This is a genomic window from Paenibacillus sp. ALJ109b, assembly GCF_010747435.1.
In the GTDB taxonomy this organism is placed as follows: Bacteria; Bacillota; Bacilli; order Paenibacillales; family Paenibacillaceae; genus Paenibacillus; species Paenibacillus taichungensis.
Map to the genome: position 1 here is coordinate 1 of NZ_JAAIFP010000012.1, position 13,202 is coordinate 13,202.

The 13,202-nt window shown below is 45.1% G+C and carries 15 protein-coding genes and 1 other annotated feature; of the genes, 13 read left to right on the forward strand and 2 right to left on the reverse strand.

Annotated elements, in window-relative coordinates; all coding sequences use genetic code 11:
• The coding region (locus G3352_RS13760; RefSeq protein ID WP_163757284.1) for a BclA C-terminal domain-containing protein at positions 1-1,447 on the forward strand (1,447 nt) is incomplete at its 5' end.
• 102 nt (positions 1,448-1,549) lie between these two features.
• Here the strand turns inward: G3352_RS13760 and serA are convergent.
• Positions 1,550-3,145: a phosphoglycerate dehydrogenase gene (gene serA, locus G3352_RS13765; RefSeq protein ID WP_099858410.1), complete on the reverse strand. Its 1,596-nt coding sequence runs from the start codon at positions 3,143-3,145 to the stop codon at positions 1,550-1,552.
• 200 nt (positions 3,146-3,345) lie between these two features.
• Positions 3,346-3,576 (reverse strand) — a binding site (T-box leader).
• Between the two features lie 346 nt (positions 3,577-3,922).
• Between serA and G3352_RS13770 the strand changes: the two genes are divergently transcribed.
• Genes G3352_RS13770 through G3352_RS13780 form a run of 3 tightly spaced genes read left to right on the forward strand, consistent with a single transcriptional unit; the run spans position 3,923 to position 5,777 of the window.
• Positions 3,923-4,516 carry a CPBP family intramembrane glutamic endopeptidase gene (locus tag G3352_RS13770; RefSeq protein WP_163757285.1) on the forward strand — a complete coding sequence of 198 codons (594 nt, stop codon included), beginning with the start codon at positions 3,923-3,925 and terminating at the stop codon, positions 4,514-4,516.
• The gene (locus tag G3352_RS13775) at positions 4,513-4,965 is read left to right on the forward strand and encodes a hypothetical protein (protein ID WP_163757287.1); all 453 of its coding nucleotides are present in this window, start codon (positions 4,513-4,515) and stop codon (positions 4,963-4,965) included. Before G3352_RS13770 ends, G3352_RS13775 begins: the two co-directional genes overlap by 4 nt.
• Entirely contained in the window at positions 4,953-5,777 is an 825-nt protein-coding gene (locus G3352_RS13780; RefSeq protein ID WP_163757289.1) for a metallophosphoesterase, read from the forward strand. The genes G3352_RS13775 and G3352_RS13780 overlap by 13 nt, the downstream gene beginning before the upstream one ends.
• A gap of 107 nt (positions 5,778-5,884) precedes the next feature.
• Here G3352_RS13780 and G3352_RS13785 read toward each other — a convergent pair whose 3' ends face one another.
• A complete protein-coding gene (locus tag G3352_RS13785) occupies positions 5,885-6,793 on the reverse strand; it encodes a polysaccharide deacetylase family protein (protein WP_481856292.1) in 909 nt (302 codons plus the stop codon).
• Between the two features lie 121 nt (positions 6,794-6,914).
• Here G3352_RS13785 and G3352_RS13790 point away from each other — a divergent pair, with 121 nt between their 5' ends.
• From G3352_RS13790 to G3352_RS13825, 9 genes are all read left to right on the forward strand, one after another.
• The gene (locus G3352_RS13790) at positions 6,915-7,271 is read left to right on the forward strand and encodes a hypothetical protein (RefSeq protein WP_163757298.1); all 357 of its coding nucleotides are present in this window, start codon (positions 6,915-6,917) and stop codon (positions 7,269-7,271) included.
• Positions 7,272-7,458: 187 nt separating this feature from the next.
• Positions 7,459-8,073 carry a genetic competence negative regulator gene (locus tag G3352_RS13795; protein ID WP_091000230.1) on the forward strand — a complete coding sequence of 205 codons (615 nt, stop codon included), beginning with the start codon at positions 7,459-7,461 and terminating at the stop codon, positions 8,071-8,073.
• Between the two features lie 43 nt (positions 8,074-8,116).
• Positions 8,117-8,812, forward strand: coding sequence for a glutamic-type intramembrane protease PrsW (gene prsW / locus G3352_RS13800; protein WP_076288920.1), 696 nt, complete (start codon positions 8,117-8,119; stop codon positions 8,810-8,812).
• 118 nt (positions 8,813-8,930) lie between these two features.
• The gene (locus tag G3352_RS30900; RefSeq protein WP_167666101.1) at positions 8,931-9,101 is read left to right on the forward strand and encodes a hypothetical protein; all 171 of its coding nucleotides are present in this window, start codon (positions 8,931-8,933) and stop codon (positions 9,099-9,101) included.
• 122 nt (positions 9,102-9,223) lie between these two features.
• Positions 9,224-10,570, forward strand: a complete 1,347-nt coding sequence (gene ypeB, locus G3352_RS13805) for a germination protein YpeB (RefSeq protein ID WP_163757300.1) — start codon at positions 9,224-9,226, stop codon at positions 10,568-10,570.
• Positions 10,571-10,725: 155 nt separating this feature from the next.
• Positions 10,726-11,379, forward strand: coding sequence for a flagellar brake protein (locus tag G3352_RS13810; protein ID WP_163757301.1), 654 nt, complete (start codon positions 10,726-10,728; stop codon positions 11,377-11,379).
• Between the two features lie 69 nt (positions 11,380-11,448).
• The gene (locus G3352_RS13815; RefSeq protein ID WP_163757303.1) at positions 11,449-11,664 is read left to right on the forward strand and encodes a hypothetical protein; all 216 of its coding nucleotides are present in this window, start codon (positions 11,449-11,451) and stop codon (positions 11,662-11,664) included.
• A gap of 112 nt (positions 11,665-11,776) precedes the next feature.
• Positions 11,777-12,481, forward strand: coding sequence for a (d)CMP kinase (gene cmk / locus G3352_RS13820; RefSeq protein WP_163757305.1), 705 nt, complete (start codon positions 11,777-11,779; stop codon positions 12,479-12,481).
• Entirely contained in the window at positions 12,478-13,065 is a 588-nt protein-coding gene (locus tag G3352_RS13825) for a lysophospholipid acyltransferase family protein (protein WP_090807401.1), read from the forward strand. Before cmk ends, G3352_RS13825 begins: the two co-directional genes overlap by 4 nt.
• The last annotated feature ends 137 nt before the right edge of the window (positions 13,066-13,202 follow it).

The window sequence follows — 13,202 nt, forward strand, 5'->3', positions numbered from 1 at the left end:
AGCGACTGGAGTTACCGGCGATACAGGGGCTGCGGGGGTAACTGGAGCCACAGGTGTTAGCGTAACGGGAAGTACTGGAGCCACGGGTGATACAGGTGTAACCGGAGCGACTGGAGTTACCGGCGATACAGGGGCTGCGGGAGCAACAGGAGTAAACGGAATAACAGGAGTTACGGGAGAGACAGGGATAACCGGAACCACTGGGGCTACAGGAATAACAGGAGCCACGGGAGTCGGAGTCACTGGATCGACAGGGGCCACCGGAATAACAGGAGTAACCGGAGAGACAGGAATAACCGGAACCACGGGGTCTACAGGAATAACCGGAGCGACTGGAGTTACCGGCGATATAGGGTCGACAGGAGCCACCGGAATAACAGGAACCACCGGGGATACGGGCTTAACGGGTGCAACAGGAATTGGTATCAGTGGCGCAACAGGAGCAAGCGGAACAACTGGGGTTACCGGAGCAACAGGGGCTAGTGTAACTGGAGGCACGGGCGCTACTGGAGTCACTGGTGCAACAGGTGCAACCGGAATAACAGGAGTTACGGGAGAGACAGGAGAGACAGGGATAACCGGAACCACTGGGGCTACAGGAATAACCGGAGCCACGGGAGTCGGTGTCACTGGATCGACAGGGGCCACCGGAATAACAGGAGTAACGGGAGAGACAGGAATAACCGGAACCACGGGGGCTACAGGAATAACCGGAGCCACGGGAATCAGCGTTACAGGGTCGACAGGAGCCAACGGAATAACCGGAACCACCGGGGATACGGGCTTAACGGGTGCAACAGGGATTGGTGTCACTGGCGCAACAGGAGCAAGCGGAACAACTGGGGTTACCGGAGCAACAGGGGCTAGTGTGACTGGAGGCACGGGCGCTACAGGAGTCACCGGAGTTACTGGGGCAACAGGAGCTAGTGTAACAGGAAGCACAGGAGCGACAGGCGTTACGGGGGATACTGGAACGACGGGAGTAACAGGTGCTACTGGAGTGAGCGTCACAGGAGCAACTGGGGCAACCGGAGCCACAGGAACCTCTGTAACATCTAATTCAGCTTTTGGTGAAAACACAAATGGAACCATCGTTGTTATTTTGGGTGGAACACTAATACCATTACCAAACAACCAAAATATAGGCACTGGCATAACCATCAATGGAGCGAATGATACTTTCACTCTTGCCAATGCAGGGCGTTACTATATCTCTTACAAAATAAATCTGACAGCCGCACTTGCTATCCAATCCCGTATATTACTTAACGGGGCAGCAATTCCAGCGAGTGTAGTTTCACCATTACTTTCCCTCAGTCAGTTACAGTCTGACTTTATTGTGACGGTAACTGCTGGATCTACAATACAGTTCCAATTATTTGGGCTTATTGCTACAGCTGTCCTCTCTCCACCAGGAGCTACAATAAACATTATTCAATTATCTTAATGCATGAATTGCGCTCTTAAAAAAAGTTTGAGTTTTAAAAAAGAGACGAACCCAATAAGGGTTCGCCTCTTTTTATCTTATAAGTGATTAATCCGACAATAATTAATTCAGAACGATTTCAACGGCTGTATTGATTTCCTGAAGAGCTGCGAGTTGCACAAGCACATCTTTTGGAACTTCTTTGTCAACAGTCAGAATCATGATAGCTGCCCCACCAATGATTTTACGTCCGACCTGCATGGAGGCGATGTTAACTTCGTTCTCTCCAAGCAAAGTTCCAACACGTCCGATAATACCCGGTTTATCATTATGAGAAATCAGAACTTGGTGACTTTCTGGAGCAATATCCACTGGGAATTTGTCCAGACGCACGATACGCTCTCCATAACCTGCAAGCAGTGTGCCCGCAACGCGACGCTCCTCAGCATCCTGATTCGTCACAAGTGTGACGGTAATCAGATTAGTAAATCCTTTCGTCGCCGAAGTTTGGCTAACCACTACGTTGAGATCCCGCACTTTAGCCAAATGCATGGAGTTGACAATATTGGCTTCTCCGCCTAAATGCCTTGCCAGAATACCTTTTACAATGTAACGAGTCAAAGGCGAAGTATCCACTTCCGACAGATCACCAGCGTAGTCGATCCGAATCTCCTGAACTGCATTTTGAGTGATCTGAGCTGCAAAGCTACCCAGTGTTTCACCCAGTTTAAAGTACGGCTGCAGTTTGTTCATTACAGTTGGGGCTACTGCAGGCATGTTAACTGCGTTTTTGAACGGTTCATTGCGCAGAATATGCAGGACTTGCTCGGATACGTCGATCGCGACATTTTCTTGTGCTTCTACTGTGGATGCACCAAGATGAGGCGTCACAATAATGCTAGGATGATTCAGGAACGGGTGATCAGCAGCTGGTGGTTCACTCTCGAATACGTCGAATGCTGCACCAGCAACGATACCTTCATCAATTGCTTCTACAAGTGCCATTTCATCAACAACTCCGCCACGGGCACAGTTGATAATACGCATCCCTTTTTTCATCACTTCGAATTGTGGGCGGGAAATCATATGGCGTGTCTCAGGTGTTAATGGTGTGTGAACAGTCATAAAGTCGGCATTACGAATGATGTCATCTACACTAGCCAGCTTAACCTGAAGTTTCTCTGCGCGATCTTGAGTGAGGAACGGGTCGTAAGCCAGAATATCCATTCCGAATGCTTTTGCACGTTTAGCTACTTCGCTACCGATTCGTCCCATACCGAGCACACCCAACGTTTTATTTCTTAACTCCACACCCAGGAAAGTTTTACGATCCCAAGTACCTTGAATGGTTTTGGCATATGCCTGAGGAATATGTCGTGCCAGCGCCATCATCATGGCAAATGTATGCTCACATGTCGTAATCGTGTTACCGTCAGGGGCGTTAATAACAATGATACCGCGTTGGGTAGCAGCTTCCAAATCAATGTTATCTACACCTACGCCAGCACGTCCGATGACTTTAAGGTTTGTACCTGCCGTCATAATACGATCCGTTACACGAGTCTGACTTCGAACTAGAAGGGCATCATAATCGCCGATAATTGCAACAAGCTCATCTTCGCTAAGACCTGTTTTCTTCTCAACTACAACATCATTTGCATCCACCAGTTGCTGGATACCCAGATCACTAATGGGGTCCGACACTAACACTTTGTACATGGTTTCTTCCTCCTTAGGTATGTGTATCTATATCGTCAAGGTCTCACCTCACGAAAGAGGCATTCCTTAAAACCAATTAAACTCTTCCTTCCAACAACGCGGTGTCGCAGTAGAGGAGGAGGGTGTAGCAAATAGGGCGATTCCCACGTTTGTACTCTAAAATAAATCAAAAAACTCTCAATCCACATACTGCTTGCGCAATAAGGGACGAGAGTTGTCGTGGTACCACCCTAATTCACCGCCGTTTCGCAACGACAGTCTTAGCGGTCAATGAAGACCGAAGAGGATAACGGGTCTAAACCGATTGCACCTACTCCAATTTCAATGCAATAACTCAGGAGCGCTCAAGATCATCTGCCTGCCACCGATTTACACCATCCATCGGCTCTCTGTAAGACAAAGCAATGTCTTTTTTCCATCATCGTGTTTAACGTGACTAATTTTTTCATAATGTATCATGGCTGACATGAGCATGTCAATAGGCTTAAATGTTTTAATTCGATTTGCTAATGTAATTTTCTTCAGTGGAAGAGAAGGCGTACAGATGATAAAAATTGACTTCCTTAATCGATTAAAATAGCTCGATTACAAGCTGTTTTGTGAATCGGATTTTAACACATTAATGCACTAATTCATTGGATAAAACTTCGTTGGAAAACCGGGACTTGGGGCAGGCCTTGAACCTATTTGGTTTTTTGGCTATCATTTAGTATACTATCCGATTGGACAACGAAATTGTTATCCATCAAATATAAGTCAAGAGGACAGACACAGGCGATGAAAAAATTAAAGTTTCCCAAGTTCAAGATTCAGAAGGCTGAACCACAGCAGCTTACCGAGCGTTTGCTTCTGATCAATCTATACTTTACACAAGGGTTAACTTTGATCATTGGGGTTGTATGGATTTTATTGCAGAAGAGAAATCTTTTTGATGTGCTTGCGTGGCCAGACAGTTACCAGTTTATATGGTGGGGGCTTGGTCTTGCTGGCATTATGCTTGTTATGGACTTGGTGCTTTCTTATGTTATTCCTCAAGAAAGCATGGACGATGGTGGAATTAACGAGATGCTGTTTCGCAAGCGTCCAATCTGGCACATTGTATGCATAGCAGCTATCGTTGCTGTTTGTGAGGAATTATTATTTCGTGGAGCCATACAACATGCGATAGGTCCTTACTGGACAAGTATTTTATTTGCGGTCATCCATATACGCTATTTGCGGCACTGGATTCCAACTGGTTGGGTATTTGTTTCGAGCTATGGATTGGGTTGGATTTATATGCAATCCGGCACATTATGGGCGCCTATATTATGTCATTTTATTATTGATTTGGTGTCTGGATTAGCGATACGTTTTCGGAGGGGATCATGAATCAGCAATTAAGTAGAATGAAGACATACGGCAGTCAGCGCCATCGTCACTCGGATAAGACAGAGACATCTGAGCGTACTGAAGCTTCTCAAGTTAATCTGGTTGTTGAATCAGCTGCTGCCTCAGAGGTGGGTGGACTCACACCAATTACCTCGGTCTCCATACCAAGATCACAACGCAAGTCTTATACAACATCGCTGGAAAGTCCGGTTCTTCCCCGGCGGGCGCCAGCGCGTGCCAACAAAGCAGAAAAGCCATCAGAAGAATCGGTTTCCGAAGCGGGCACACTTCCTACGCGGACTGAGCTTCATCCGTCTCGTCGTTTGCACCTCAGTAAACGATTTGTTAATTCGCTTATTTTTATATTTGTTTTGCTCACAATCAGTCTGGTTTGGTGGGGGGTAAAAGGAGCGCCTTCATTGGATACTTTCCTTCCATGGCCATGGTAATACTGACCTGGTTCGTTGCCGTTATTCTGGCCGGGATTGCTTTGCTGGTTCATATGTGGCGTGAGGCGCATCTTCATCACATCGTTTCAGAAGAGGTTGAAGTTCCGAATTTGCCCTCTTCTTTTGATGGCAGCAAAATCCTGTATTTATCTGATATCCATAAACGCAAGCTGAAAAAGAATGATCTGGAACATCTTCGCAATCAGGTGGACTGGGTTATCATTGGGGGAGATGTGGCGGAAAAGGGAATTTCATGGCCCATAGTCAGACATAATATGAGCTTGTTATCTTATATTGCCCCTGTTTATACAGTGTATGGGAACCATGATAAAAGAGCAGGAACTGTGCATCTCGAACGTATATTCCGAGATACGGGCGTTCAACTCTTACAGGATTCTACCACTTACCTTCGTAAAGGCAAAAGCAAACTCTGCCTGGTCGGAGTTGATTATCGTTCACGGCGAGGCAATTCGCTGCTTGCAGAATTGGACACCAAAGATTGCAAGATTGCCATCGTGCATGATCCCATAGAGGCTCTTCACTTGAATGGACCTGTTGATCTGATATTGAGTGGTCACACTCACGGTGGGCAATTAGTATTTCCAGGCTTTGGCCCCGTCTTTCTTAACAAAGCGTATCGCTCCGTATCTAGTGGGTGGTTCTCTCTGAAAAAGGATGGTAATGATACCGAGCAAGAAGGCAAAATGCTGGTTAGCAAAGGATACGGAACCAATCATTTGCCGTTCAGACTTTGTTGTCCCGCAGAAATGCATATTATTACTTTGCGAATGCTCTCAAACAAACAGCCTTGATCCGGATAGGACCAAGGCTGTTTGTTATAACTTTGTAAGTTCCTTCGTGTCAGTTCCAATTCATCAAATAATGATATTAAACCGGATGCTGGGCAAATAATCGAAGCTCAGCGGGCTTCCAGTTCAATGGAGCGAGGGTCGACAAAAGTGTAGCCTTTCTGTTCAAGTTTGGTTAACAACTCATCCAACGCTTCAACCGTCCATGGCAACTCATGCATCAAAATATTACTGCCGGGATTTAATTGGTCCAGCACATTCTGGATGACTTTCTCCGGTTTGTTTTTGGTGCTCTTATCCCAATCCAGTGAACCATTGGACCATGTCATGTATAACATGCCGTTCTTCTTGACTGTGGCCTTTAGTGCATCATTTCCAGAACCGAACGGCGGGCGGAAAAACTGAGGTTCCACACCAATCGTTTCTTTCACAATCTTTTGCACATCGGTTACTTGTTTGGCGGCTGCCGTGGTGGACATTTTTTTCAGATCTTCATGATCCCACGCATGATTACCTATTACTTGCCCACGTTCATGAATGATCTCGAGCAACTCGGGATGACTTTTCACTCGGTATCCGTTAACAAAAAATATTGCTTTCGCATTATGTTTATCCAATGTGTCGATTAATCCATTAATCATTTTTTCTTCTTTGGGCCCATCATCAAATGTCAATAATACAACCTTGCTTTCGCTCGTCTTATCGTTGGGTTTGATGTAGTAATTGGCGTTCATGTGATACGTTTTTTCAATATTAACTTCGGCTGCTTGTGAACCGGGAGCATTATCAGTACCTTCTTTTTCGTTCAAAGATGTTTCGTTATTACTTGGTGATGCTTGATCCGATTTCGAGTCCGTTGAGGACGGGGAATCCGTGGTTTGCTTTTCGCTTGTGTCAGTGGAAGTTGGCTCATTCTGCTGCTCCTGCGTTGAAGTAACCGAATCATCATTGGGCTTCGTGGATTCAGGTGTTGATTCGACTTTGGTTCCACAAGCTGACAACAGCATGCATGCGATCATAATTAAGGCGGTGGTGTGTCTAATCATGCTTTCAACTCGCTTTCCTGTATTTATGCGGAATGAGATGAGGCACTCCCGCAAACACTAGTTGTGATTTTAACATTAAAAGGAGGTTGGTGTAATGAAGGCGTCATCCTTTTTCTGGGGAGTTGTAATTGGCGTAGCAGCCAGTTCTTGGCTGTCCAAAGGTAAAATGTCAATGCTGTCTTCCGGTTCATCCCGCAACATGATGAATCAGGCCAAACACAAAATGATGGAGATGACATTCCCCGGCATGGACGGATTCAGCTCCAAGCCAAACGAACAGAGCGGAGATTCCCACAAAAGCACGCATAAAAAAAGTGCAAATCCGATAACTCCGCAAGAAAAAGAACAGAACATGAACATGCTCAAAGATTTTATTCGCACCAATCCGGATGTTAAACAAGAAGTTGAGCAAATTTTAACTCAAACAAACACAACAGTACCGGGTTTATAAACACAAACCTCCCATTAGAATCATCCACAGTCCTGTTTTGATGTGGAATGATTCTTTTTTTGTCGATTTTACTTCGTGCATTTGCAGGTATAAAATGATAACATAACTACATAGATTTATTTTCAGCACATATTGTTTTGTGCTTCATAATCTGTTATAAGACTTGCTTATAAAGGGGAGATCCTGTATGAAAATAGAACGATTAAGTCACGATAAGATACGGATTTTCCTGACCTTTGACGATCTGAGCGAGCGCGGAATACAAAAAGAAGATATGTGGCAGGAAATACCTAAAGTTCATGAACTGTTCACTGAAATGATGGACCAGGCCTATTCCGAACTTGGATTTGATGCTACAGGTCCACTTGCTGTCGAAGTATTCGCACTTCCCGCTCAAGGGATGGTTGTCATTGTCACCCGGGGGAAATATGATCCGCAACAATATGGTTCAGGTAATGAGGATGATTTGCCTGAAGAAGTATATGAGATGGAAGTTACACTTGAGCAAAGCGATTCCATCGTCTATGCATTCAAAGATTTTGAAGTGCTAATTGAGGCTGCACATATGTTGCATCAGCACGTAACGGATGCTGGAAGACTTTATTCTTATAAAGACAAATGGTTTTTGCATTTTGAACCGGATGACTTGGATTCCACTAAACATGCAGCATTGATTGCCTTGCTTGCTGAATTCGGTGAAGGATCTTCCGTTACCCCTGCCGTCATGGAAGAGTACGGAAAGGTTGTTATGCCTGAACAAGCGGTTGAGGTTATTTGCACCCACTTCAAGCGTCAGGAGTAAGCTCTCGTTGTAATCGCGTCTTTAGTCAGAGGAGGGAATTTCGGTGCTTTTGTTTTCGGTTTTAGCGGCAGCAGTAGCTCCGGGTCTCGCCTTGTTAACATACTTTTATCTGAAAGACCGTTATGACTCTGAACCTCTTCATATGGTATTTCGAGTCTTTCTCATGGGGATTCTGATGGTATTGCCTGTGATGATTATTCAGCGTGGCATGATGATCTGGCTTGGAGATAATCCTTATGTTGAAGCCATCCTGATTTCAGGTGGGGTTGAAGAGTTCGTCAAATGGTTTGTGATATACCATATTATTTATAACCATACCGAATTTGACGAGCCTTATGATGGGATTCTATACTCCGTTGCTGTTTCACTCGGATTTGCTACAGTTGAGAATGTGTTGTATGCCTTTGCGGGGAATGCTTCCGTCTCAGCTATGTTCATTCGTGCACTGCTTCCTGTATCGGGTCACGCCATGTTTGCAGTAATTATGGGTTATTACATGGGGCGGGCCAAGTTCTCGGATGGCAAGAAGAAACGTTGGTTTCTTATGCTCTCACTCGTTCTACCGTTCTTCTGGCATGCGCTTTACGATGTCATTATGAATACGATGGTGAATCATTGGTTATGGTTCATTGCGCCATTGATGGCCGGACTATGGTACGGTGCGATGGGCAAGATTACAAGGGCCAACAATCGTTCTCCTTTTCGTTTTGTGAAGCGTGAGGAAGAGATTAAATTATAAAAATACGGACACACTGGTGGACATGGAGCGCAACCTGCGCCTGATGCCCCGGTGTGTTTTTTGTTGCAATAAAATAAAAATTCCCGGGGAAAGACAAATAGAAACGGGGATAAGCGTGATGAGAATCAAAATTAAGATCAGATGCAAGCAATGTGGAGAACGTTTTACGCTACGAGGCAAGAAGGAACGAGGAAGAATTGAGACTGGTTTTAAACAGTGTTTGTGTGATAATCGCGATCAGTTCGAAATTGAGGAAGATGGCGGCACAACCTGGGTACAATTGAATTAAAAAGAACGTTTGAGACCATGCGTGATAAGCCCGTCATTGGACAGACTGGAAATCGCATGCATAAGAGGTCTTTCTTCGATCCACAATAGAGGTAGTGGCTTAGAAGAAAGGAGACTCTACCGATGTATAAACGTTTAAGTTCAGTTATGTTTCCGATATTTGCAGTTCTGTTAATCGGTGCTCTCGTATGGGGTTACCAAGAGAACCAGGAGAAAAATGCCATTCTGATCAAGGCAGAGAATCAATATCAGCGTGCCTTTCACGATTTATCTTTTCATATGGACAAATTGCACTCCGAAATTGGGAATACACTGGCAGTTCATGCTACGTCCCAAGGGATGCATCGTAAAGGTCTGATGAACGTATGGCGACTCACCAGTGAAGCGCAGAATGAGATTAACCAATTGCCGCTTACAATGTTGCCATTCAGTGAAACGGAGGAGTTTCTTTCCCGCATCTCCAACTTTGCTTATCAGGCGTCCATGCGTGATCTGACCAATGAACCTTTAAGTGAAAAAGAAATGGGCAACTTGAAAAAGCTGTATGCGAATTCATCCGAGATCACTAAAAATCTGCAGGATGTACAGCAAAAAGTCATTTCTGACCGTTTACGCTGGATGGATGCCGAGTCGGCTATGGCAACGGAAGAGCAAACGATGGACAACACCATCGTGGATGGATTCCGGACAGTCAACAAAAAGGTACAGGAATACCCTGAACTTGACTGGGGTCCTTCAGTCTCCAGCATTTATGCCAAACGTTCGGTGAAAAAGCTGGATGGCTTACCGATGACCAAAGAGCAGATTCAAACTAAAGCTGCAAAGTTTTCCAATGCCGAACACGGCAAGATTCAAATACAGGAAAATGGTAAGGGTACAGACTGGGAATCGTACACAGCTACGATTGATCAATCCAAAGACAGTAAATTGAGTATGGACTTCACGCGTAATGGCGGTCTGCTCATCTCTTACAGTGACACTCGTCCAATCGGAACAAAGAAAGTCACACGTAAGGAAGCTATGGCCAAAGCAGATCATTTCCTTTCCAATAAGGGTTACAAAGATATGAAGGCAGTCAATTATGACGAGTTTGGCAATCTCGGTAACCTGACCTATGTGCGCAAACAAGGCGATACACTGATTTATCCTGAAAAAATGTCTGTTAGGGTTGGCCTTGATAATGGGGATGTTACAGGCTTCCAGGCAAGTGATTTTGTATATGAACATCAGAAAAAGCGGGAGATTCCAAAAGCCACACTCTCGGTTGAACAGGCCCGCAAAAAGCTGAATCCGGAATTCAAGGAGAGCTATGCTCGCAAATCACTCATTAAGAATGATTACAGCAAAGAAGTTCTGTGTTACGAATTCGGTGGACGCATCAATGGTGCAAAATATAAAATTTACATCAACGCTGATACAGGTATGGAAGAAGCCGTTGAGGAAATCAAACCGGTGAATGAGACCACATAACATCAAGAAACCGTTAGGCTGTTAAATTGCAAATAGATAACTGAACAGGCCACGCAGTGGTCTGTTTTTTGTTGTCCACTATGAGAAAGGTCATGGTATAATAGACCTTGTACATACGATTACGAAGATAAAAAGCTAAGGTGGCGGTGAACAGCTTGTTTCCCAAAATAAATGAAGTTTTATACATCCAGATTGCCTCTGCAGATGAAAAAGAGGAAAGCAAAGAATATAAATCACGTATAGCTGATGTGGATGACAATAGTTTTCTGATCGAAGTTCCGATGCAGCAGGGAAGCAGCCGGTTGAAACGGTTGTTTTTTGGTGAAGAATTGTCCATTTCTTATATTACAGAAGACGGGGTTCGTCATTATTTCAACACGTATGTGACCGGATTTGAGGAAGATGTAGTACGGCTAGTACGAATTCGCAAGCCGTTGCCGGACGACATTACCAAAATCCAGCGTCGCAGTTTTCTGCGTGTTCATGCAAACCTTGAAATGGCCATCCAGGGTGAAGATCTGACCCGTGCAGTGGGCTTGACTGAAGATATTGGCGGCGGGGGATTGTCCATTTATGGAGAACCCAATTTTGCTATTGTGGAAGGGCAGAAGCTGAAATGCTGGTTGCTTATTCCTTATCGGAATGCAGCGATTGAACATGCTAATTTTGAAGCTGAAGTGGTACGTATCAAAACACTGGAAACAGGCAGACAGCTATGCATGTTAAAGTTTGTGCAGATTACGGATTCGGAAAGGCAGAAGATCATCAAGTTTTGTTTTGAACGGCAATTGGATTATCGATCGAAATAAAGAGGATAATTGTCTGGTATAGAAAGGGACAATGCTGGGCACTGTAATGGAAAAACGGAGGTTCAGGTTTTGAACAATCGCCATGCATCCCGCAGATACGAGCGCCTATATATTGTTTTATCCAAGCGAATGGAAAGAAGGGCTCTGAAGCTGATTACAACTCTTCTTATTCTGCTTGTGATTTATCAATTATTACTTCTTGTGCCTGATATGAAAAAGAATATGACCTCCATTGATCGTCTGGAAGGAACACCAATTCAGATACAAACGGTACACGAACAATAGTATTAAGGATTTGTCTCTTTTTGCATCCATGTGTATAGTGTGGTATAATTTTGACGATGCAGGCAATGCCTGTTTTTTTATTGAGGCTTATCGTTTGAGGAGGAATGCCCCGTTGGCAAGCCAGAACACATCAGAGAACGGGAAGATGAACGTTGCAATTGACGGACCTGCCGGTGCCGGGAAAAGCACGGTGGCCCGATTGGTTGCAGAGGCGCTCGCGTATATATACGTCGATACTGGCGCGATGTACCGTGCGGTAACCTTGCATATGCTTCGAAAAGGTATTTCACCGGAAGATGTGCCAGAGGTGCTTCAGGAAACCCAAAAGCTGGTCATTGATTTACAACCGGATCCCGACGGACAGAAAGTGTTCTGTAATGGGGAAGATGTAACCTCGGAAATCCGCTCCCGTGAAGTGACGGGAATCGTGTCCCGATATGCGCAAATCGAGGGGCTGCGTACGCAATTGGTGGATACACAGCGGCAAATGGCTTTGCGCAAGGGCGTCGTCATGGATGGACGCGATATCGGAACGACAGTATTGCCCGACGCGGAAGTGAAAATCTTCATGACTGCCAGTGTGGAAGAGCGTGCACTTCGCCGCTTCAAAGAACTGGATCCCTCAGAAGGACTGACGTTGCAGCAACTTGAGCGAGACATTGCCACCCGTGACAAATTGGATGAAAGTCGGGAAATATCCCCGCTTCGTTGTGCTGAGGACGCTACAGTGCTCGATACAACCAAGATGAGCATCCATGAAGTGGTTGACAAAATCGTGTCTTATTGCACAATGGTCAGAGGAGAGATCGGTCTATGATTTACACATTTTGCAGCACATTACTGCGGATCATTTACACCATTCTTTTCCGCCTGGAGGCAGTTGGACGGGAGAACATCCCGAAAGAAGGCGGCGTACTTTTATGTTCCAATCATATCAGTAACTTTGATCCTCCAACGGTTGGTATCAAGATTCGTCGTCAGGTGCGCTTCATGGCCAAAAGCGAATTGTTTGATATTCCGGTCTTAGGCCGAATTATCAAAGCCGTAGGCGCTTTCCCCGTTAAACGTGGAGGCGTCAGCAAGGAATCCATTAAGACCTCACTCAACATTTTGCGTGGTGGAGAAGTGCTTGGCATTTTCCCTTCGGGAAGCCGACACAATGATGGAGGCATCGGCAAAAAAGGGGCAGCGAGCTTCGCTCTCCGAAGTGGTGCTACAGTTATTCCTACTGCTATTATCGGTAACTACAAGGTTTTTCGTAAGATGAAAGTTGTGTATGGAGCACCGGTGAATTTGGACGAGTTCAAGGAAGATCCTTCCGGCGATGCGCTGGAAAGAGCGACGGAGAAGATTATGTCCAAAATTAATGAAATGGTGCAAACGGGCGTACCGAGCAAGTGAGTAAGGTGACGTCGAACAACTGAGTGCATGTTTCCATTTTTTTGAGGGAAGCTAAGCTATGCATTTAGTTCTGAAAGTGTTTTGAACTCTGCTACAGGCAGGTTTGAATATAATGGGGTTTTTGAATTGAGGAGGGT

Excerpts from the sequence above, each read along its gene's own strand:
- G3352_RS13795 (WP_091000230.1), top strand. The coding sequence starts at position 7,459 with ATGAAAATAGAACGATTAAGTCACGATAAGATACGGATTTTCCTGACC.
- G3352_RS30900 (WP_167666101.1), top strand. The coding sequence starts at position 8,931 with ATGAGAATCAAAATTAAGATCAGATGCAAGCAATGTGGAGAACGTTTT.
- serA (WP_099858410.1), bottom strand. The coding sequence starts at position 3,145 with ATGTACAAAGTGTTAGTGTCGGACCCCATTAGTGATCTGGGTATCCAG.
- G3352_RS13790 (WP_163757298.1), top strand. The coding sequence starts at position 6,915 with ATGAAGGCGTCATCCTTTTTCTGGGGAGTTGTAATTGGCGTAGCAGCC.
- G3352_RS13775 (WP_163757287.1), top strand. The coding sequence starts at position 4,513 with ATGAATCAGCAATTAAGTAGAATGAAGACATACGGCAGTCAGCGCCAT.
- G3352_RS13785 (WP_481856292.1), bottom strand. The coding sequence starts at position 6,793 with ATGATCGCATGCATGCTGTTGTCAGCTTGTGGAACCAAAGTCGAATCA.
- G3352_RS13780 (WP_163757289.1), top strand. The coding sequence starts at position 4,953 with ATGGCCATGGTAATACTGACCTGGTTCGTTGCCGTTATTCTGGCCGGG.
- G3352_RS13825 (WP_090807401.1), top strand. The coding sequence starts at position 12,478 with ATGATTTACACATTTTGCAGCACATTACTGCGGATCATTTACACCATT.
- ypeB (WP_163757300.1), top strand. The coding sequence starts at position 9,224 with ATGTATAAACGTTTAAGTTCAGTTATGTTTCCGATATTTGCAGTTCTG.
- G3352_RS13770 (WP_163757285.1), top strand. The coding sequence starts at position 3,923 with ATGAAAAAATTAAAGTTTCCCAAGTTCAAGATTCAGAAGGCTGAACCA.